Origin of the sequence: Leptospira dzoumogneensis (assembly GCF_004770895.1) — a bacterium.
GTDB lineage: Bacteria > Spirochaetota > Leptospiria > Leptospirales > Leptospiraceae > Leptospira_B > Leptospira_B dzoumogneensis.
Genome location: NZ_RQHS01000012.1, coordinates 280,521 through 301,380 on the forward strand (window position 1 = coordinate 280,521; position 20,860 = coordinate 301,380).

22 protein-coding genes are annotated in these 20,860 nt (G+C 40.4%); 14 read left to right on the forward strand and 8 right to left on the reverse strand.

The features are described from left to right. Positions 1 to 7: 7 nt before the first annotated feature. Positions 8 to 583: a lytic transglycosylase domain-containing protein gene (locus EHR06_RS09110; protein WP_135756709.1), complete on the reverse strand. Its 576-nt coding sequence runs from the start codon at positions 581 to 583 to the stop codon at positions 8 to 10. A 162-nt stretch (positions 584 to 745) separates the two neighbouring features. Between EHR06_RS09110 and EHR06_RS09115 the strand changes: the two genes are divergently transcribed. Together EHR06_RS09115 and EHR06_RS09120 are read left to right on the forward strand one after the other, a co-directional pair. Beyond that, on the forward strand, positions 746 to 3,046 hold the full coding sequence (locus tag EHR06_RS09115) for a sensor histidine kinase (protein ID WP_135756710.1): 2,301 nt from the start codon (positions 746 to 748) through the stop codon (positions 3,044 to 3,046). Next, on the forward strand, positions 3,043 to 3,717 hold the full coding sequence (locus EHR06_RS09120; protein ID WP_135756711.1) for an LIC_20245 family lipoprotein: 675 nt from the start codon (positions 3,043 to 3,045) through the stop codon (positions 3,715 to 3,717). The genes EHR06_RS09115 and EHR06_RS09120 overlap by 4 nt, the downstream gene beginning before the upstream one ends. Positions 3,718 to 3,719: 2 nt before the next feature. Here EHR06_RS09120 and EHR06_RS09125 read toward each other — a convergent pair whose 3' ends face one another. Genes EHR06_RS09125 through alr form a run of 4 tightly spaced genes read right to left on the reverse strand, consistent with a single transcriptional unit; the run spans position 3,720 to position 7,683 of the window. Beyond that, the gene (locus EHR06_RS09125; RefSeq protein ID WP_135756712.1) at positions 3,720 to 4,484 is read right to left on the reverse strand and encodes a hypothetical protein; all 765 of its coding nucleotides are present in this window, start codon (positions 4,482 to 4,484) and stop codon (positions 3,720 to 3,722) included. Then, the gene (locus EHR06_RS09130) at positions 4,481 to 5,380 is read right to left on the reverse strand and encodes a hypothetical protein (RefSeq protein WP_135756713.1); all 900 of its coding nucleotides are present in this window, start codon (positions 5,378 to 5,380) and stop codon (positions 4,481 to 4,483) included. The genes EHR06_RS09125 and EHR06_RS09130 overlap by 4 nt, the downstream gene beginning before the upstream one ends. Before the next feature lie 10 nt (positions 5,381 to 5,390). Further along, positions 5,391 to 6,530, reverse strand: coding sequence for a 1-acyl-sn-glycerol-3-phosphate acyltransferase (locus EHR06_RS09135; protein ID WP_135756714.1), 1,140 nt, complete (start codon positions 6,528 to 6,530; stop codon positions 5,391 to 5,393). A gap of 19 nt (positions 6,531 to 6,549) precedes the next feature. After that, a complete protein-coding gene (gene alr / locus EHR06_RS09140; RefSeq protein WP_135756715.1) occupies positions 6,550 to 7,683 on the reverse strand; it encodes an alanine racemase in 1,134 nt (377 codons plus the stop codon). Between the two features lie 161 nt (positions 7,684 to 7,844). Here alr and EHR06_RS09145 point away from each other — a divergent pair, with 161 nt between their 5' ends. Further along, positions 7,845 to 8,333, forward strand: a complete 489-nt coding sequence (locus EHR06_RS09145; protein ID WP_135756716.1) for a DUF2505 family protein — start codon at positions 7,845 to 7,847, stop codon at positions 8,331 to 8,333. A 225-nt stretch (positions 8,334 to 8,558) separates the two neighbouring features. Here the strand turns inward: EHR06_RS09145 and EHR06_RS09150 are convergent, their stop codons facing one another. Further along, positions 8,559 to 8,969 (reverse strand): hypothetical protein, encoded by a 411-nt coding sequence (locus EHR06_RS09150; RefSeq protein ID WP_135756717.1) that lies wholly within the window; start codon positions 8,967 to 8,969, stop codon positions 8,559 to 8,561. 230 nt (positions 8,970 to 9,199) lie between these two features. Between EHR06_RS09150 and speD the strand changes: the two genes are divergently transcribed. The 4 genes from speD to pyrF all read left to right on the forward strand — a co-directional run bounded on the left by speD (position 9,200) and on the right by pyrF (position 12,228). Next, the gene (gene speD / locus EHR06_RS09155; protein ID WP_008596834.1) at positions 9,200 to 9,586 is read left to right on the forward strand and encodes an adenosylmethionine decarboxylase; all 387 of its coding nucleotides are present in this window, start codon (positions 9,200 to 9,202) and stop codon (positions 9,584 to 9,586) included. A 114-nt stretch (positions 9,587 to 9,700) separates the two neighbouring features. Further along, positions 9,701 to 10,567, forward strand: a complete 867-nt coding sequence (locus tag EHR06_RS09160; protein WP_135756718.1) for an S-adenosylmethionine decarboxylase — start codon at positions 9,701 to 9,703, stop codon at positions 10,565 to 10,567. Positions 10,568 to 10,576: 9 nt separating this feature from the next. After that, positions 10,577 to 11,419 (forward strand): polyamine aminopropyltransferase, encoded by an 843-nt coding sequence (speE, locus tag EHR06_RS09165; RefSeq protein WP_135756719.1) that lies wholly within the window; start codon positions 10,577 to 10,579, stop codon positions 11,417 to 11,419. Continuing rightward, the gene (gene pyrF / locus EHR06_RS09170; RefSeq protein WP_135756720.1) at positions 11,419 to 12,228 is read left to right on the forward strand and encodes an orotidine-5'-phosphate decarboxylase; all 810 of its coding nucleotides are present in this window, start codon (positions 11,419 to 11,421) and stop codon (positions 12,226 to 12,228) included. The genes speE and pyrF overlap by 1 nt, the downstream gene beginning before the upstream one ends. Here the strand turns inward: pyrF and EHR06_RS09175 are convergent. Both EHR06_RS09175 and EHR06_RS09180 read right to left on the reverse strand, forming a co-directional pair. Beyond that, complete coding sequence (locus EHR06_RS09175; RefSeq protein ID WP_135756721.1) at positions 12,225 to 13,481, reverse strand: HAMP domain-containing protein; 1,257 nt, start codon at positions 13,479 to 13,481, stop codon at positions 12,225 to 12,227. The two genes, pyrF and EHR06_RS09175, sit on opposite strands and share 4 nt — an antisense overlap. Positions 13,482 to 13,590: 109 nt before the next feature. Further along, positions 13,591 to 14,364: a hypothetical protein gene (locus EHR06_RS09180; protein ID WP_135756722.1), complete on the reverse strand. Its 774-nt coding sequence runs from the start codon at positions 14,362 to 14,364 to the stop codon at positions 13,591 to 13,593. 113 nt (positions 14,365 to 14,477) lie between these two features. Here EHR06_RS09180 and EHR06_RS09185 point away from each other — a divergent pair, with 113 nt between their 5' ends. The 7 genes from EHR06_RS09185 to EHR06_RS09215 all read left to right on the forward strand — a co-directional run bounded on the left by EHR06_RS09185 (position 14,478) and on the right by EHR06_RS09215 (position 20,818). Continuing rightward, positions 14,478 to 14,924 carry a YqaA family protein gene (locus EHR06_RS09185; protein ID WP_135756723.1) on the forward strand — a complete coding sequence of 149 codons (447 nt, stop codon included), beginning with the start codon at positions 14,478 to 14,480 and terminating at the stop codon, positions 14,922 to 14,924. Between the two features lie 159 nt (positions 14,925 to 15,083). After that, entirely contained in the window at positions 15,084 to 16,403 is a 1,320-nt protein-coding gene (locus tag EHR06_RS09190; RefSeq protein ID WP_135756724.1) for an NAD(P)/FAD-dependent oxidoreductase, read from the forward strand. Continuing rightward, positions 16,394 to 17,176, forward strand: a complete 783-nt coding sequence (locus EHR06_RS09195) for a DUF1365 domain-containing protein (RefSeq protein WP_135756725.1) — start codon at positions 16,394 to 16,396, stop codon at positions 17,174 to 17,176. The genes EHR06_RS09190 and EHR06_RS09195 overlap by 10 nt, the downstream gene beginning before the upstream one ends. Continuing rightward, entirely contained in the window at positions 17,163 to 18,458 is a 1,296-nt protein-coding gene (locus EHR06_RS09200) for an SAM-dependent methyltransferase (RefSeq protein WP_135756726.1), read from the forward strand. Before EHR06_RS09195 ends, EHR06_RS09200 begins: the two co-directional genes overlap by 14 nt. Next, on the forward strand, positions 18,455 to 18,937 hold the full coding sequence (locus EHR06_RS09205) for a DUF2062 domain-containing protein (RefSeq protein ID WP_135756727.1): 483 nt from the start codon (positions 18,455 to 18,457) through the stop codon (positions 18,935 to 18,937). Before EHR06_RS09200 ends, EHR06_RS09205 begins: the two co-directional genes overlap by 4 nt. Positions 18,938 to 18,963: 26 nt before the next feature. Further along, a complete protein-coding gene (locus EHR06_RS09210) occupies positions 18,964 to 19,755 on the forward strand; it encodes a DUF1295 domain-containing protein (protein ID WP_135756728.1) in 792 nt (263 codons plus the stop codon). 31 nt (positions 19,756 to 19,786) lie between these two features. After that, entirely contained in the window at positions 19,787 to 20,818 is a 1,032-nt protein-coding gene (locus tag EHR06_RS09215) for an SAM-dependent methyltransferase (protein ID WP_135756729.1), read from the forward strand. Positions 20,819 to 20,860: the final 42 nt, after the last annotated feature.

Here is a 20,860-nt window from a genome sequence, read left to right on the forward strand (position 1 = left end):
AACTTTCTTAATATTCTCCCTTCCAGAAACGATTCACCTTTTTTACGTAATCTTTCGTTTCCTTATAAGGAGGGATCCCGTCGTATTTTTGGACCGCGCCCGGCCCGGCATTATAAGCCGCGATCGCCATGTCCGAATTTCCGAACTTCTTCATCATGTCCGCGAGGAATTTGGTCCCGCCTGCGATGTTCTCTTCCGGATCAAAAGGGTTTTCCACTCCTAAAATATCCGCGGTGCCGGGCATGAGCTGCATCAAGCCGATTGCGCCCTTAGAAGAAACCGCATTCGGTTTGAAATTGGACTCCGCCTTGATCACTGATTTGACCAGATTCGGATCCAGATGATTTTTATTAGATTCCCTTTCTATAATACTGCTTAGATCTTTTGGAGTAGGATCGTTTTCCTGAGAGAAAATTCCCTTCATTTTGGAGTCCAGCTCTTGGGAAAATTCGGACTCTATCTTTTTAGGTGTAGGATCTCCGTCCTGAACCGGAGGTTTCGGTTGAAATCTCTCCGTAATTCCCTGGATTTCCTCCATTCTGGAGACAATTCTGCGATAAGATTCTAGATCATCTAACTTCATAAAGGCCTCTGGAGTTCCTACCTAAGCCGAAAAGGCTAATCTTAACATCCTTATTATGTCTCTCGGCTAAAATCACCAATCCCCTGAGTCTTTTTTACAGGTTTTAGAAAGGAAATCCAAGGGTTTCTTGAAAAAACCCGGCGCCTAAGAACGATAGACCGCGTGATAGAAATAGAGATAGTCACAACACCAAGGCTCACAGCTTTCCCCGTCTTCTTGGCTTTCAGTAGAGGATACTTCGAAGAAGAAGATGTACTCGTCAGAGTCCGAGCGCTCAAAAGTTACGAGGCAGTTCTTGCTCACTTGAGAGAAGGCAGGGCAGAAGCAGGAGAAATTCCTTTCACTGCATGGGCTCATCAGCAGCTCAAAAAAACTTCTCCTAATTGGACTTTTTATAGAGGGATCATTTTATCTTGTTTGGTGCATGGATTTTATTCCGCATCTTATATGGAAGCGGAGTCCATTCGAGATTCCTATCATAGTTTTTTACCGATCTTACATCCTTATTCCTTAGATAGATTCGTTGCAGAGGAATTTTTCCGTTCCGAAAACTACCATCGTAGAAAACCGGTACCTTATCTTACCACAAGGCCTACGTTACTCGCTCATGAATTCATTCGTGCGGAGTGTTTGGGTGCGGCCGCGTCCTTACAAGAGTATCCGTTTTTTGGGGAGAAGGGTTACTGCCTCACAGTAGAGAACGAGATCCCTCCTTATTACCTGCCTACAAATATGCTCGTGTTTACAGGAAGATTCGCTTCCAAGTTTCCGGAAGAAGCAAACAGAGTTTCCAGAGCGATCAAAAAGGCAATGGAAGATCTGGCAAATCATGTAGCTTACGAAGGAGATTCATTCGTTGCGGATTGGGTAGGCCCTTGTCCTTGGAAGCCCGGAGAACTGGATGGATTTTATAGAAGACCGGTCCCTGAACTTGGAAAAATTTTATCCGGAATGCCTTCATTCGAAGACGTACGTTTCGTGATGGAAATGTACGGAAAAACTTTCCCAGGATTGGATGGAGGAAAGAAGATCTTAGAAAATCTGGCTCATTCAGTAGCAGACAATCCTTTTCCTAAATTTCCTTCTTCGATCAAACAGACAAATTCGAAACTTTATAACGGCTATTATTCAAACGGAAAAACAAAATTCGGAAATATCGTAAAGGATATCTCTCCGCTCAGGAGTTTGGTCTCCGAAATGAAAGAATTGGCTCTTTCTCTCTTTTTAGGAAGAAGAGAAGTTTCCCTGGATACACAACTTCCTAAAAGCCCGTACCTTTTCATACGTTCCACTGTGAACGCAATATTAGATTATTTGAATCAAGAGATCCGGGATATCGAGGAGAAGAACAAAAGGCTTTCCGAGGATAATTACCTCTTAGAGACCAGACTGGATATAAGCGATCTAAAACGCCAAACTACCGAAGAAAGATACCGTTATATGTTCGAGTTTGCGACAGATGCGATGATCATCGTGAACGCCGACACAAGAATGATCGTGGATGCGAACAGAAGATTCAGAGAAGTATCCGGATACCAAACTTCCGAGATCAAAAACATCAGACTTGCAAGGGTTCTTCCTGATATTTTGGAACAAACGGAACTAAAATCTCCGGGAGGGAAGGACCAAAATATGACTTTCATTCCGGAAGCGGGTTTGATCTTAAAGGACGGCACCAAGTTTTCAGTGGGCCTAAGTGTAACCGGTTTTAGTGCGGAAACGAAAAGATTTTACCAGATCCAAGTAAACGATAACGCATTAATTCTCGAATCCGAAAAGATCAAACACGAGTTCATATCCAATATATCCCATGAGCTTAGATCTCCTATGACGAATATCCAAGGATATTTCGACCTTCTATTTGCGGATGAGCAGCTTCCTTTGAACGAAGACCAAAAGGGAATGACAGATGTGATCCGTAAGAATGTAAGAAGGTTGAATTTCCTGATAGATAACCTTCTACAATTGGAAAAGAAAGACTCTCAAACTTCGGAAGAGATGTACGAAATTTTCGATCCGTTAACAGTGATCGAAGAAGTTCTTTATATCAATTCTCCTTCCGCATCCGAAAGCGGACTAACGGTGACCACTAATCTTTCTGAAAATCTAAAACTAAAAGGTGTAAGATTCGAATTCTCTCAGATCATTACGAATTTTTTCGTGAATGCGATAAAATATACTGAAAAAGGAGGGATCGATGTCTCTCTTAAAAAACTTTCGGATAAAAAAGTAGAGGTTCGATTTACGGATACAGGGATCGGAATAGATCCTAAATATAAAGAACTGATCTTCGAAAGATTTTTTAGAATACCGGACCAAAGGAACAGAACAGTGGGCGGTACCGGGCTTGGACTTTCTATCAGCCGGACCTTGATCAATAAAATGGGAGGAGAAGTCATCATAGAGCCGAACCAAAAAGGTGGCAGTATTTTTAAGGTGATTTTACCTTTGTATTCTGAATGAATCAAAAAAGAACGTATCTAATTTTATCCATACTTATCGTTTCTTTGATCGGGATTTTTTATCTTCTATTCCCGGGAACTTCTACAAAAGAAAACACAAGTTACCAAGGCGGACTTTCCGAGGAGACACTGACTAGACAGGAAAACTCATTATTCGAAGGAGGATCCTTTTTAGATTTTTCAGGACATGTAGAAGAGACAGCCTCCGGCCCCGTTGCAGTTGTTGAAGAACCTGGCTCTAAACCTAGTAAAACAAAATCTTATCTGGAAAGTTTAAGCCCGGAAGAAAGAGCCAAATTATACGAGCAAATGTATGAGAGGTTCAAACCTCTCACCGAAAAATTCCCGAACAATTCTCTCATTCCTAAAAAACTCTCCGAAGAAGAGTTAGCTAAGAAAAAAGAGAATGAGGATCATTATTATAGGGTCCAAAGAGAAATTTTAGAAAGAAAAGACGTACCTAAAGAAGAAATGTCCTTCTATCTAAATGCAAAACTAAAACGATCCGACGATATGCTTGAGATCCTGAAATACGGGATGGAGAATTACCAAAAATTAGTCGGGGAAAATCCTAAAAATGCCAATCTAGAATATGAGAAACTTCTAAAGGAAAGATTGGATGGAATTTCTAAGAGCAGAGAAGAAGTGATCTCTGCCCAAAAAGAGAACTAGTCTTAAACGTTTTTACGTTTCCTTTTGGAACTTCTTTTGTTTTGAGGGACTTTCGTTTTTTTAGCCGCCGGTTTTTTGACCGAAGGTAACTTCATTTTATTTAAAGTATGAACTAAATTTACAAGTTCTTCCGGATTCAAAACGGATAAAATGGAAATTACCTTCTGAAAACCTACCTGTTGTAAAAGATTTACGGCGTTTTTAGTTCCTAAACCTTTTAATAAAGCCGGGATTTCCGAGATGGATCTTTTACGGATCCATTCCGCACATTCTTCAGGAGTTAAGGCTTTAGTTAATGGAACAAAGTCCTTAACCGGCAATGCCTTGGTCAATTCCAGAAAAGGATCTATACCAATCGAATTCAAATAAGCAATCGAAGAATCGGGCCCGATATTCGTTAAGATCTCTACGATCGTTTTAGAACCTATCGTATGATTGATCTTAGAAACATCTAAAGGAGAAATGGATTCCGCCAAAAATTTCAGATCTTTAAGACCTAGATGTTTTACATAATATACCAGATCGGATGGAACCGTGTTCTGGATCAGATCCACAAGAGTTGTTTCTTGGATGGACTGTAAAAGAGTTACGATTTCCTGTTCGCTTAGGTTTTGGCTTAAGAATAAAAGTTTTTTATGATCCACCTTCTCCGAAATGGAAAACAACGCTTCGTAACCTAGGTTACGGAATAGCTGGAAGGACTTTTGAGGTCCTAATTTATCCAGGTATTCTAATGCGTTTTGGATGGTGGAGATTACCTTCTTCATCCCAAAATATCCGAGAGCAGATCTAAGACCAAAGGAGAAAGTGATCTTTTGGCATGGACCTTTCTAATATTAGACGCTGCATCTTCTGAGATTTTGCTGATCCACAGATCCAATTCAGGTTCTGAAAGACCTATAAACTCTTTCAAGGTTTCTTTTCTATAATGGTTCAGCAATGTATCTCTACTCACAGAGTATAAATTTTCCATTGCCTTGGCGACTTTTTCATCACTCGCGATCGCTCTTCTGATCCTGTCTGTTCCTGCACCGAATCTGGAAGTTTCTAATCTTCCCAGATCATTAAAACCTGTTTGGAAAAGAATTTTCAAAGTATTTCGGATCACTGTTTGGATCTCTTGAGTTCCGGAACCTATGGAAACAAAGTCCGCGATCCTTTCCGTAAATGTAGGCAATAAAGAAGATAAAAATTGAGAGATTTGTTTTTCCAGACCTGCCGCTTGGAAAACTCCATGCAAAGGATTTATCTTTTTATGAAATTCATTCAGTACTTTCTCCAAACCTTGGGAGAAGATCGCCTGAACTTCCGGCTGATTCAAAATTCCTAGGATCAGATTTTTAGAAGGAGCGGCCTGAGTTCCCGCTATAAATTCTACGATAGAATCCATAGATTCTTCCGAAAGAAATTCATCCGCAGAAGTGTAGGGGAATGCTTTCTCTATTGGAAATTCTTCCGCTAAAACTTTTAATTTTTCTTCCGGAAGACGGACCAGTCCCAAAGCGGAAGGAGAGATGGAAAGATCTTCCGGAAAAATTTCCTCTAAGCTGGATCTAAATAAAAAATGTAGACTTTTACGTATGCTGTTTTCCAAAACTCCGGGTTTGGTAATCCAGCTCTCTACCCTAGTTTTACGGGAAACAAATCTTTTCCAAAATGCCAAAAGTTACTCCTCAGGCGTTGATCGTGGACCAAACCGTATCCAGTTTAGGAAGATGATACGTGAGTTGGTTTCTATGATATAAGACCAAATTTTTCTTCTTTAAATTATGTAGATCTTTTGGGATCTGAAATAATTTTTCCAAGAAAACTATATCGTTTCCTTCTAATTTTAGGAACCCGCCTTTTTTGGCTTTCTCTAAAAAAGAATCGAATGCGAGTTTTAGCGCATCTGTTTTGAATTTTTCGGAAATATAAATTTCAGGGTGAGTGTTCTTGATCTTCTCCGCTAAAGAGATAAGAAGTGAAAATAATTTTTCCTTACTTTCTTTCACTTTCCCTTCGAATTTTAAGATCATATAAGAGGCTAAATTTCCTGCGGTAATAGTATATCCGCTTCCCAATCTTTCTTTTACTATACTGGAAACTTGGTCCGCGTCCGCATTTTCCGGAATAGGGAATTGTTCTCCATAACCGATATGAAGTTCCGATTTTTTAGAAGAGAAATAGTCGTAAGTCAAAGTGAAGGATGTAAAATTCAAATTTTTGAATTTAGTTCTAAGGAAATAGACTCCTTTTTTCACTTGGGCCATGTAACCGTCTTGGTTGAAAACTCCTTCCGGAAATAGGAAAAGATTTCTTCCTTCCGAGATCCTGTCGGAAAGATAGCCCCATTCTTGGTCTACCATATCTCTTAAGAGTCCCTTTTTCAAAAGTTCTCTCGCATTATCCCTGAAAGGTCTTTTGATCGGAACACAACCTATATAGTCCATATATTTAGGAATGAGTCCTGATTTATCTATGAGTAAGAAGATCAGTTTGAGAAGTCCTTTAGGTTTGAACTCATTCACTAAAAAATCTTTTCCTAATATATCTTCTCTAGCTGGGATAGCGAATTTGATAGAAGGATGAATATGAGGATAAACCGCTGCAAGCGCCGGAACATCTCCTTCCCAAACATGGTTGGCCATAAGAATGGAAGGATAGGGGGCTTCTAAAATTTTTTTAGGATTATTCGCGGGGAAATGTTCCTCGAAAGCATCGAATAGTATCCCTCTCGCCTTGAAAACGATCTCTATCATGAAGCTATATGTTTTAGTCGTATATACAGGTTGTATTTGTTTTGAAGTTTCTTTTTCAGTAACTGGATCCATGCAGGTTCCTCTTCTCTTCTTATTCTGCTATTTTTTTAGGGACCGACTCGCTGATCCGAGTGGTAACTTCATAATTGATCGTATAAGTCCAATTTGCATGATCGTCTGCGGAGATTTCTTCTTCTCCATCTTTGCCTAGGATTGTTACCACGTCTCCGATCTCCGCTCCCGGAATATGTGTTATATCCAACATGGTCATATTCATACAGATCCTTCCCAGGATCTTTGCTCTTTTTCCTTTTACGAGCATTACTCCGTTATTGGAAAGTTTACGATCCAGTCCTTCGTAATAACCGACAGGCACAACTGCGATCCTAGTCGGTGCGCTTGTTTGGTAGGTAGAACCATAACCTACAAAACTATCTTCCGGAACAGTTTTGATATGAACAATTCTGGTCTTCCAAGAAAGAACAGGGGAAAGATTAAAATCTTTTTTACCGCTTAGATGCAAAGAAAGTCTAGTCTGCAAACTCGGCCATAGACCGTAGAGTGAGATCCCCACACGGACCAGATCATAATGAGCTTCCGGGAATAACATGGTAGAAGCGGAAGCGCATGCATGTTTCACTAAATTTTTGAATCCGAATTTTTCGGCGAGAAGGACCGCTTCCGAGAAAGCCTTCATCTGCTCTTTAGAATATTTCTGCTCTAATACATCTTCCGTGCTTGCAAAATGGGTTGCGATCCCATCCAGTCTCAGACCTGCTGATTTGATCTCTGAAAGTGTTCTTTCCAGATCAGCACCGAAAAATCCCAGGCGGGCCATTCCTGTATCCACCTTCAAATGGATCTGGGGAGAAGGTTTACAATTTGTTAAAATTCTAACTTCTTCCGTGCGAGATACTATGATCCAAAAATTCGGATCCGAAACTTCGGAGGTCCTTTCTGCAAGGCCGGGAACTTCTCCCATGATCAAGATCTTAAACTCGGGATATTTTGCGCGGAGAAGTTTTGCTTCTTCCAAAGAATTGACCCCGAAAAGATCTGCTCCTGCTTGGTGAGCAAGTTCAGCTGTTTCTAAAAGTCCGTGACCATATGCGTTTGATTTAATGACTGCAGTGAGTAAGGTATTAGGGGAAAGAAGAGCGCGAAAATTTTTCAGGTTCGCTGAGATCGCCGCTCTGGAAAGTTCTATCCAAGTTCTGTCTTTCATTCTTTGAAATTAGCGCAGGATCTAGTCATGAGCCTCTTTTACGGCCAGCCTGTCATTCGGATTTTTCCTTTCGACCGGAAGGAAAAAAGGGTTTCCCGAGCAAGGAAATACGAACAGACTGCCCGGGAAACGGCTAAACAAATCCTTAAGGATTCCCCCGGATGAAACAATATAAAGTAGTACAAACTTTCCCAGTTCCCCTCCAAGATCTACTCAGAGCTAGAGAAGATAGATACAAATATTTAGATAGATTCCCCGAATTAAAAAACGTGGAATTATTAGAGGAAAGAAAAGAGGGAAACAAAGTTTACCAAAAAAGAAAGGTAAAGTTAGCCGAATCCCTGCCAAAGGTGCTTGCTACACTTCTTTCGGATCCTTCTCTTCTGGAAGATTCAGTTTTCGATATCTCTACAAACACCCACGAGTTTACGATCGCTCCTCCTGGAAACGACTCGATCGTCACCATCAAGGGATTCTCCGTATATAAAGAGATCAGCCCTCTTGAATCGGAGAGAAGTTACGAAGTTAAAGTAAGTTCCGGAGTATTCTTAATGGGTTCCGTGATCGAAACAGTGATCGAAGAGATCCATAGGCATTCTTTGGAGAAGGACAAAAACTCCATCTCCGAATTCCTGAAAAAGTCAGACTGAGATTTGAATAGCGGTTCTATAAACTTTGCGTCTTGGCGTCTCTGCGTGAGAGAAAAAAGAACGAGAGTTTGCGGTAACGGGAGTTATTGATTTACTATCGCGGCAGCGATGCGTAGGGCTTGTCCCGCCGAAGGTGGGATGAGGCGGACTCGCCGAACCCGAAGCAGCGCGATCGGAGCGATAGCGACGAGCCGCCCAAGTCCTTTCAGATCTTTGTCGAAGTTACTACAAATTTAGATCTAATTTGCTCGGTATTCCAGGCTTCGCTAACAAAAGCTCTTCTCCCAGATTCAAAACTCCCCAAGCCGGCCTGGATTCTTGTATCACTGGCAGTATTTCCGAGAATCTATCGTCGGAGAGGATGGTTTCATAGTCAGGATCATCTTCTTCCAATTGTAATATACTCCAACCCAAAGAATCTAATTCCTCTAGGAGTGTGGTACTTACGCCACAGTCTCCGCAGGCTTTTGGAGTTAAGATAAGTATGATCCCTTTTTTTTCATTCTTCTCCGCGTTAGAGATCGCTTCCTGTTTGGAATGAAAAACAAAAGAAGAAGTTTTTAAGAAGCCAAACTTCTCTCTGTTAGTATAAATCAGCGTACCTAAAATAACCCAAAAAACCCCGAAAAAGCTCAAAAGGACCCATTTTTGAATTCGTATATTTTTGATGTTCTTACTCCTTCTGGAATTCTACAGCTAGACTCGTCAGAAAATTCTAATCTTATATCTTTGTAGGATCTTCCGATCTTAGAAAAAGCTGTACAGAAAAAATAAATATAAATTTACGTAGAGAGTTGACAAAAAAACATAGTCATACGCATGCTCGGTTACTAAACCAAAACCGGTTCGGAGGTGTCAGGCAGTAGATGAACGCATTGGGAAAGCACGTAATTGCAGAGTTTTATGAGTGTGATTACGAGACCATCAACAATCACGAATTGGTAGAAGATATCATGTTGAAGGCAGTCGACCTCTCCGGCGCCACCACAGTTAAATCTGTTTTTCATAGATTTAGTCCTTTTGGTGTGAGCGGTGTGGTTGTCGTGAGCGAATCCCATTTCGCCATACATACCTGGCCAGAATACGGTTATTGCGCTATCGACGTCTTCACTTGCGGAGACTTGATCGATAATCAGGCAGCTTTGGAATATCTCAAGGAACGCTTCGGCTCAAAGAGCATCTCCGTAGTGGAAATGAAGCGCGGTTTGTTGAAACTTGGCGTAGACCTACCTCACAAACCAGTTGGGAAATAAGTATCTTCTCTCCGGCAGAGCCGGAAACACCCTAATTGATAAAGACGAGTTCCCCTCTCCGGGAGGAAGGGTCGACTTCACTTATTTTCAGACTTTAAGGAGAGGTATCAGAGTATGAGCCTAAAGATCCAAGACCAACTTAAAATTGTTAATCGTTTTTCTTATCTAAGAAACAGTATCGAAATCGCTACTACCGACAAGGGCGAAGCTTTCCTTTTCACAAAGGAAACTATCTCTGCGGGAGAAGTAGTAGCAGTTTGGGGAGGAAAGGCAGTTCATAAAAATGAGCTAGCTGGAATTTCCGGACTTTCTTCTCCTCATAGAGTTCATAAGGACTTCTATCTGGTTTCTCCTTTGCATGATGACGGAATCGACTCCGTTCATTATATCCGTCAATCTGCGGATGCAAACTGCGGTTTTCAGGGAGATATTACTCTGGTTGCACTTCGTGATATCGAAGCCGGCCAAGAGATCACTTATCATCCTGCGATGAAAAACCCAGAACTTGCATGGGCTCGCAACGAAGAGGCAGAAATCGTCCGTAAACGTTTCAACGGAAGTTTCCCTACTTATATCCAGTCCAAGATCGAATCCGATCCTGAATTGAAAGTATACGAGCCTTTCAAAGACGGAGCTTGGGGACTTCTTACCTCCATCGACCTGGAAAACTGTGATGCGGCTCTTATCCGTGATGCGGACGCAATTAAACAATACGTTGTGGAACTATGCGATCTGATCGAGATGAAACGTTTCGGTGAGACCCAAGTAGTTTACTTCGGAGAAGACGATCGTGTAGCTGGATATTCCATGGTGCAGTTGATCGAGACTTCTTGTATCTCCGCTCACTTCGCAAACGATACCAATACTTCTTATATCGATATCTTCTCTTGTAAAGGATACGATCCTAAAGTTGCGGCTGAGTTTACTCGCAAATTTTTCAAAGGCGCCGCAATGCGTCTTACAGTAACAAACCGCTTCTAAGAGGTTAGATTGGAACTTTGGTTAGACGAGGCCCTCGAGTTACCTAACGGAAGGGCGCTCAAAATTAAAGTGAAGGAGTTCCTGCATACTCGCAAGACTCCTTTTCAAAAAATAGACGTATTCGAATCCCAAGGTTTCGGCCGCATGTTCACTCTGGACGGAGTGGTCATGATGACCGAGGCGGACGAGTTCGCGTATCATGAAATGATCGCTCACGTTCCTATGATGAGCCATCCGAATCCTGAAAAAGTTTTAGTGATCGGTGGCGGGGACGGAGGAACCGTTCGTGAGATCCTAAAACACCCTTCCGTAAAAGAAGTACATCTTTGCGAGATAGACAAAGGTGTTGTGGATGTTTGTTACGAGTATTTCCCTGAGATCGCAAATGCGATGAAAGACCCAAGGGTCAAACATGCATACGAAGACGGAGCAAAATACGTTCAGGACTATAAGGAATATTTCGACGTGATCTGCGTGGATTCTTCCGATCCTGTCGGCCCTGCGGAAGTTTTATTCAAAAGACCTTTCTATGAGACAATGGCTGCTTCCTTGAAACAAGGAGGGATCTGTACCACTCAAGGAGAGAGTTTTTACTATCACGGAAAAGTAATAAAGGAATTATTCCAATTCATTCCTCAGGTATTCGATCACTGCGGATATTACTTTACGGTAGTCCCTACTTATCCTTCCGGAATTATAGGTTTCACTTACTGCTCTAAAGGACCCGATCCTTATAAAGTAGAACCGGATCCTAAAAGAGTTCCGAAAGGTTTAAAATATTACTCTGCCGAGATGCATAAGGCTGCGTTTACTCTTCCTCCTTTTGCGCAAGAGTACATCGTAAGAAAGTAATGGATTTCTATTCCAAATTCGTAAAAAGAAGGGAGATATTAAACTCCCTTCTTTGCGTTGGAATCGATCCCGATGTCACCAAACTTCCTTCCCATTTAGAAAAATTCCCGGACAAGCTGTACGTATTCTCCAGAGAGATAGTAGATGCTACCGCAGAATATGCAGTCGCCTATAAACCGAATATTGCATTCTTTGAAGCATTCGGTTCCAAAGGAATAGAACAGTTCGAAAAGCTGATCTCTCATATCAAAACAAATCATCCAGAGATCCCGATCGTTGCGGACGCAAAAAGGGGAGACTTAGACAATACTGCAAGACAGTACGCTAAGTTCTTTTTTAAAGAACTGGGAGTGGATTCTCTTACTCTTTCTCCTTATATGGGCTCTGATACGATCAAACCGTTCATAGAGGACGATTCCAGAATGGTGTTCCTGCTTTGTTTGACCTCCAACCCGGATTCCGCGGAACTCCAACAGAAAACATTCTCCGAAACTGGCAGGACCTTATATAGAGAAGTGGCAGCTCTGAGCGAAAAATTCCCTGCTAAAAATGTGGGTCTTGTAGTAGGAGCCACTCATCCAAAAGAATTATTAGAAATTCGTAAAGCTCATCCGGATCGAATCTTTCTGATCCCGGGTTATGGAGCCCAAGGCGCTTCTTTAGAAGAAGTGATTTCCGTATGTGGAAAAAATTCCTTGGTCAATTCTTCCAGAAGTATCATCTTTTCTTCCTCCGGTACTGATTTTGCGGAAAAAGCAGGAAAAGCAGCAGCTTCCGTTACGGAGCAGATGAGAAAGTTGCTAGGCTAAAAAACTTTTCTATTAATCTGCAAATCTCTTAGTCCCTTACGGATCAAATAGGGGAGTAAAAGGATCAAAAAGATAGAAGAAGAAATTAAGATCAAAGCAATAGCCGAAACGATAGAATGGATCATCTTACTATAAGATTCATAAGGATAACCTATTTCGTAGATCCTTCCTTCCGAATAGAATGTGTACCAAATAATGTATACCGGCTTATTCTCCGGGAGAGAAAGTACTCTGTACATTCTTTTAGAAATAGGCATTAGATCGTTTCTATCCGAAGAATCGGATCTAGATGGATTGTTTGTATTCGAACTGGAGATCAGATACAATACATCCTTGGGAAGAATATTACCTCTGCCTAGTTTTAGATTCTCCCTTAGGTTCTCAATTTCTGTTTTTCTTGCCTCGTCATAATGGCTTTCGATCAATACAAAACTGATCCGAGCAACCACACAAAGAAGGATCAGTACAGTTGCTAAAGAAACTCCCAGTATCTTGATCATAAAGGAAGAAGGTTCCGGAAAATAATTCAAATACAGAACCGTATAGAAGAAGAGCTGCAAACTTGTGGCGGAAGTTAATATAAGTTGAAAATTGGAAAAAGAAAGATAACCCCATCCGTAAAATGTATAAGTAAGTGAGAATAATGCATGAAGTAAGATTGCCAGTCCGAAATTGCGGGACATTCTTAATTCCCTTTTTTTCTCTGCTCTTGAATCTGTATCTAACTCAAGAGTAAGTTCTTTTCTTAAATGTATATTCTGTCTTAGAATAACGATCAAGATCCAAATAAATGTCAGAAAATGGATAGAGCCCATAGGAGCCGTGGATTCAGGCTCCTGAAATTCGAACATTTGGATGCTGAAGTTAAAAGAAACTTCAGAGTTAATATTCTTAAATACATAGAATAAGAACCCGAACATTCCTGCGAGAAATATTGTTAGTAATGCAATTCTGGATTCTTTTTTACGATCTATTCCAAAAAAGGAATATATAAAATATAAAAGCCCCAAGTTGGAGAAGGAAGTATATAACGCGATCAGGAAACAAGCAGGTTTGGATAGGGAAGGAATGAACAAAGAAGTCCGGATTAGAAATCCGAAATTCAAAGCTAAAACGAACGACAGATAAGCTATTAGTATCCAGGCATGTTTCGTTTTGCTTTTTAATTTTAATAAGGAGACAATTAGGAAAACAGTGAAAATTGTCCCTGAAATATAACCTATAGAATGGTAGGAAAACTGTAAGATGTCCATACGAAGCAGGCTAATACCGCTTGCTTCGTATTGTTTTCAGGTATTTGTCGAGGTAAAACGAAAAATTAAGTCATTCCCCCATAAAATGTAAGAGGATTCTAGATAGATCTTAAGGATTCTCTTCTATAGGTTTATCTTCTTCCGTTTTAGAAGGAGTAATTTCTTCTTTTTTACTCTCTTCTCGTTTAGGCTCTTCTTCTTTCTGTTTTACAGGGGGAACTTCCTTGTTATCGGAAGCGGAGGCGGATCCGAAATAATATCCGAATCCGAAAATCCCGGAACCCTCTCCGTAGATATACTTTTCACCTTGAAAATGGCGATTGATAGAGGCACCTTCTAATTCTAAAAACAAAAAGCTTCGCTCGAAATTCATCCGGACACCGAGTTTACCGTAAGCTCTTAATGTGGATTGTTTTGCGCCTAAGTCTGCGATACCGAATCCTGCTCCTATATATGGATCGAATTTAGATCCGGGACGAAAATGGAATGTGGGTCCTAAATCTAAGAACGTTTTGGAGAATGTGATCTTATCGATCATTGCGGCAGCAGCAAAATAATATCCGAAATTATCAAAAGTTGGGGCGGAAAGTATCATTGCGGAAGACATTTCCGTAGAGCGGTCCTGAGGAATGAAATAACCGCTGCGATTGATCCCGAGTTCAAAACCTAAATTTCTAGGATTGTATTCGAATCCCGCTCTATACGTTTCGGATCTGCCTGCAAGACCGTATTGGTATTCTGCCTGTCCTGTTCCGACTCCTATCTTTGCTGTGAAAGGGGAGATTTGAGTGCCCCCTCCAATTATGGTAAAAGGTTCTGCAAATAAGGAAAATGGAAGAAGGGAGAAAATACAAACTACAAATAGGGATATTATTTTTTTCAAGGTTAGGCGCTCTTGTATTAAAATCGTCTTACTTTACATATCCGATCCAAGGCCTAAAGGGGTCATTTGAAATTGGATTTATACTGAAAAAAATCTAGGACTGGGAGGGCCCGTTGGGATATTCAAAATTTTTGTCGGAACTCCTAGAGGCCTATGCAGGTCCCGGATTGACCCTAATTTCTTTTGGGGCCGCTACCTTGCTTCCTTTTAGTTCTGAGGCGGCACTTATGGGAGCGATCTGGTCCGGACTTTCTCCAGGTGAAGCAGTGTTTTGGGCTTCGATCGGGAACTGTGCAGCATGTGCATTCAATTATGGTTTGGGTTATTGGTTCGGGAAAAAGATAGAAGCAAGGATCTCCAAATCCAAAACCTACTCAGGCTGGGCAGAAAGAATGTCCAGATGGGGATACTGGGCATTGGGATTTTCTTTTCTACCGTTCGTGGGAGATCCGATCACGGTGCTTTCCGGCTTCTTCCGTCAGAAGTTTTGGATCTTTGCCTTGGTAGTATTTTCTCTTAGGATCTTAAGATACGTGGCTCTTGCGTACGGATTCGGCTAATTTGTTTTACTAAAACTACGAATTTCCTTTTAATGGCCGAGCTTTGGAAAAATTTTTCCAAACCCTAAACGTATAAACCAAGTCTATAAAAAGCCTTCTTAAGACTATCTTCAAGAAGGAACTCCAATAATACAAAATCAGAAAGGAAGAAGGAAATTTTTGAAAAAGAATTCTCCCCTCAAGAAGAAGTCCTCAAAGACCTCTAACCGAAAAAAGGAAAAACTTGCAATCGTAGGTTCCGGTATTGCCGGGATGGGCTGTGCTTATTTTTTAAGGGATCATTATGACATTACTGTTTTTGAGAAAGCAGACTATGTTGGAGGTCATACGAATACCGTATTCATACCGGAAGAAGACAAGAAGATCCCGATAGACACCGGATTTATAGTATTCAATCATGTTACTTATCCAAACCTAAAACGTTTTTTCGAAGAATTAAAAGTTCCCACAAAAATGACCAGTATGTCATTCAGTGTGCAGCATGTTCCGGATAATCTGGAGTTTTGCGGTTCGGGACTGAACGGTCTATTTGCCCAAAGAAAGAATATATTCAATTTTCGTTTTTTACGTTTGCTCTTGAATATCAATCGTTTCAACGATGAATCTCCTAAAATATTACAAGATCCTAAATACAAAGATTATTCTCTGCATAGATATATAAAAGAAGAAGGGTATCATCCTGATCTTTTGACATACTATCTTGTGCCGATGAGTTCCGCGGTTTGGTCTACTCCGGAAGATCTGATGTTGGAATTCCCCGCTTACTCATTGGTCCGATTCTTCCTGAATCATGGATTCTTGGGACTGAATACACAACACCAATGGTATACAGTGGATGGAGGCTCTATCGAGTATGTAAAAAGACTTCTTTCTTCCAATCGAGATCGATTTCATACCAACTCGCCAGTCTTAGGTGTAGAAGTTACTCCAACCGGAAAGGCCAAACTTATATTAAAAGGTAAGAAGTCAGAAGTATTCGATAAGGTAATACTTGCCTGCCATGCAGACAGTTCCTTATCTATTTTGAAAAAGCCTACATCTTTGCAGAAAGAATTATTATCTCAGTTTGTGTATCAGGAGAATATTGCAACCTTACATACGGATGATTCCGTAATGCCGAATACAAAGTCCACTTGGTCTTCTTGGAATTATAGAATGGACCGGATCCAAGGCCGGATCAGACCTCATACGATCTATTGGATGAACAGTTTACAGGGAGTGTCCAAGAAGAAGGATTATTTTTTATCCATAGGAGATCCAGGACTTGTAGATCCTAAAAAGATCTTGAAAAGGATTAAATACGAACATCCTCTTTTTCATGTCGGTTCTTTAAAAGCTCAAGGCAGATTATCCGAACTGAATCGAAAGGGGCCTATCTATTTCTGCGGCAGTTATTTTAGATATGGATTCCATGAGGATGCATTTTGGTCCGCTAAAGAATTATCGGAGACCTTGCTCGGAAGGAAGGTATGGGACTAAATTCCAAGATAGTCGAAGCCAGGGTAATGCATGATCGAAAGATCCCTAAACCGAATCGATTCAATTACGGGATCTTTACATTCCAATTGGACCTGGACGAACTTGATATAGTAAACGATCGTTTATGGATGCTTGGAAATAATAAGTTTCGGGTATTTTCTTTTAAAGATAAGGATCATTTAAACTTCGGAAAAGAAGGGTTAAAAGAAAATTTTTTAGAGTACTTAAGACAGGAAGGAGTCAAAGAGAAGGTAGAAAAGGTAACGCTAATCACCAACCTAAGAGTATTCGGCTACGTCTTTAATCCGGTATCATTTTATTTTGCCGAGGATAAAGATGGAAATCCAATATGTGCCGTTGCCGAGGTTGGAAATACATTCGGAGAAATGAAGTTATTCTTCCTTGGAAAAGGATCCTTTGATCAAAAAGGATTTAAAAAGAAAGAAGGGAAGTTCTTCTATGTGTCTCCGTTCGTAAGTTTGGACTCAGAGTTCGAATTTTATTTAAATCCTCCCCAAGGCGGAAGGATCAACTTAAGGATAGACGCTTTCGAAAATGGAGAAAGGGTCATGGTGACAACTTATACCGGAAAGGTTTTAGATCTAACGGATCTGAACCTAATCCGGATGTTTATCAAATATCCTTTCGTAACTTTGAGAGTGATCGGGCTAATTCATTGGCAGGCCTTTCTTCTTTACCTGAAAAAACTTCCTTTCATTCGAAAAAATGAAGGGTTAGACAAACAAAGAGGATTGCATCTTGGAAGGCGATAATATTGTAAAAGTAGAACCGTTGGAAAGTGCAGGTTCCGAGGCCGGAACTTTAGGTTTTTATGAAAAGATTTTTTTCTCCGCTTTATCGGGAATGCAAAGAGGATCTTTGCGTATCCTTTTTCCGGATGGTGGACAAAGATATTTAGGAAATCCGAATTCTTCCGATCCACCTGAGTTTCACCATGCGATCCTACAAGTGAAAGACAGAAAGTTTTTTAAAAAGTTGGTATTGTACGGAGATATCGGGCTAGCGGAATCTTATATGGACGGTGATTGGGACACGGATGATATTCGTGCGATCATCTGTTGGTTCTTATTAAATATAGAAAGTACACCTTCAGTTAGCGGTTCTAAGAAAAACTTTCTGCATCTTGCGTTCATGAATTTGGGAAATCGACTTCTTCATATATTCCGAAACAATTCGATCCGTGGGAGTAAGAAAAATATTTCGGAACATTATGATCTAGGAAATGATTTTTATAAAAAATTCTTAGACCCTACAATGACTTATTCCTGCGCTTATTTCGCAGATCAGACAAAATCTTTGGAAGAAGCTCAGATTGCTAAGATAGAAAATTTGTGTAAGAAATTAAAACTAAAGGCTTCCGATCATCTTTTAGAGATCGGAACAGGCTGGGGTGCATTCTCCACCTATGCCGCTAAAAAATACGGATGCAAAGTGACTTCTTACACGATCTCGGAAGAACAATACAAATTTGCAAAAGTTAAGATTTCCTCGATGGGCTTAGAAGAAAAGATAGAAGTCCGACTGGAAGATTATAGAAAAGTGCAGGGCTCTTACGATAAGATCGTGACTGTAGAAATGTTAGAAGCAGTAGGCCACGAATATTTCGAGGACTTCTTTGCAATGTGTCATAGGGTTTTGAAAAAAGACGGACTTATGGCCCACCAGATCATCACTTGCCCGGACTCTAGATATGAGTCATTCAGAAAGGGAGTGGATTTTATCCAAAAACATATTTTCCCAGGGTCACTTTTGCCTTCTATTGCGAGGATCAATGAAGCGATCAATAAGACAGGCGATATGTTCCTTCATGAGCTGGAAGATATAGGCAGATATTACGATCAGACTCTAATGTCCTGGCAGAATGGATTCGAAGAAAATCTTCCCGACATCAGAAGTATGGGTTATGACGAATCCTTTCTGCGTAAATGGAGATATTATTTTTCGTATTGCGCTGCAGCCTTCCATATGAGAAATATCAGCGTGGTGCAGGTAGTGTATACCAGACCGAATAATCTCGGATTAAATTCTCAGTGACAAAATTGGAAAACCAAGAATCGAAACCTTCTTTTTTAGCCAAAGCTAAAGCAAGGATCTTAGAAGAATTAAAGACCGGAACTAGTCCGGAAAAGATCGCATTATCTTTAGCAATCGGTGGAGCGATAGGGATCTTTCCTTTGATCGGGACTACGATGGCATTATGCGCCTTTTTAGGTTTTGTTCTAAGATTAAATCCTGTCTCCATTCAGATCGCAAATTATGCGATGTATCCATTTCAAGTTTTTCTAATTATCCCTTTTTTAAAATTAGGTGCTCATTTATCGGGCACGGAACTGGATCTGACTTGGGCGTACAGACTCGTAGAAGGGGATAGTTCTCAAGTATGGGAAGGGCTTTCTCATTCCGCAGGGTATGCTGTTCTTGGCTGGACCTGTATGGTGCCTGTTCCTGCAGTGGTTTCCTATTTTTTATTATTAATCCTGGTCAAAAAGGCGAATCAGATCGTTCGCAAATAAAATCCATGTATATCGGAGCATTCTAAATGTACGAAAAAGCAGTGTCCTTAATGTTCAGCGCTTGGGTAGTCGTATTTTTTTTGATGAGTCTACTTTGGTTGATCGGCAAGTTGATCAAAAACTATTCGATCGTAGATGTTGGATGGGGACTTTGTATTTCCACGGTTGCAATCGTATATTTTATACTAGGCGACGCTTTTTCGGTAAGAAAGGCGATCTTCGCTTTTATGGCAACAGTTTGGGGTTGGAGACTTTCTTATTTTATATTCACTACAAGAGTTCTGACCGGACATGAAGACGCAAGATACACTGAATTTCGTAAAGAATACGGAGATCAGGTGGATCGAAAGTTTTTCACCAATGTATTTCAGTTCCAAGGAGTACTTGGAACGATCTTAAGTCTTCCCTTTCTTTTTCCTGCTATGAATCCTTCCATCCAAACTCATCCTCTAGAAGTGATAGGACTTTGTGTTTTTGCAATTGGACTTTGGGGAGAATCGGTTGCAGATTTTCAATTAGCTGAATTTAAATTAGATCCTGCAAATAAAGGAAAAGTCTGCGATATTGGGCTTTGGAAATACAGCAGGCATCCGAATTATTTTTTTGAATGGGTGATTTGGATCTCTTTCGGCTTGGTCTCTCTTGCTTCTCCCTGGGGATGGATAGGCCTTATATCTCCTTTAGTAATGTTCATACTTTTAACTAAGATCACAGGTATACCTTTGAATGAGATCGGACAATTAAGATCCAAAGGAAATCTATACTCGGAATACAAGTCCAGGACCAGTGCATTCTTCCCTTGGTTTCCCAAAAAGTAGATCTCAAATTTAGAATATAGGAAAACTTACTATGAGCCTGATCTATACTCTAATGGAAAAAGATATTTTCCCGGATTGGATGATCCGATTTAGGATACGCCAGCTTCTTCGCCTCAGGCTCCGTATGGAAGATAAAGGGAGCCTGGAAAAAAATCAGGAACATCTGATCCAATACGTAAATTTTTTAAAACAATCTCCGATTGCGATCGATACCCAAGCGGCAAATGAACAGCACTACGAAGTCCCTTCTTCTTTTTTCAAATTAGTGATGGGGAAGTATATGAAGTACAGTTCGGGCTATTGGACTTCTCCGGATATTGGAATAGACGAATCTGAACGAGCAATGTTGGATCTGACCTGTAAAAGAGCAGAACTCGAAAATGGGATGAATGTTTTGGATCTGGGTTGCGGCTGGGGATCTCTTTCTCTTTACGTAGCGGAGAAGTATCCGAAATGTAAGGTAACAGGAGTTTCTAATTCCAAAAGCCAAAAGAAATTCATAGATTCGGAAGCCAGGAAAAGAGGTTTAAAAAACCTGAATATTGTGACCGCCGATATGAATGTATTTAAGACGAATCTTAAGTTTGATCGTATCATCTCTATAGAAATGTTAGAACATATGAAAAACTACGAAGTTCTATTTACAAAACTATCGGGTTTTTTAAAACCTAAGGGAAAATTTTTCGTACATATATTCACTCATAAAAAATTCGCTTATCCATTCGAAGTTGTGGATGATACGGATTGGATGGCGAAATATTTTTTTACGGGAGGGCAGATGCCTTCCCATGATCTATTCTTATATTTCCAAAAGGATTTTCGGATCCGTAACCAATGGGTGGTAAACGGTAAAAATTACGCTCTTACTTCGGAAGCTTGGCTTTCCAATATGTATAAGAACAAGGAAGAAGTCCTAGGAATTTTAGGGGAAACCTACGGAAAGGAACAAGCAGTGAAATGGTTTGTTTATTGGAAAACTTTCTTCATGGCATGCGCGGAACTTTGGAAATACAAAAACGGAGAAGAATGGATCGTATCTCATTATCTTTTCGATAAAAGATAGAAGAAACATTAGTCCTAACTTTTTCTAAGAACTACTAAAGTC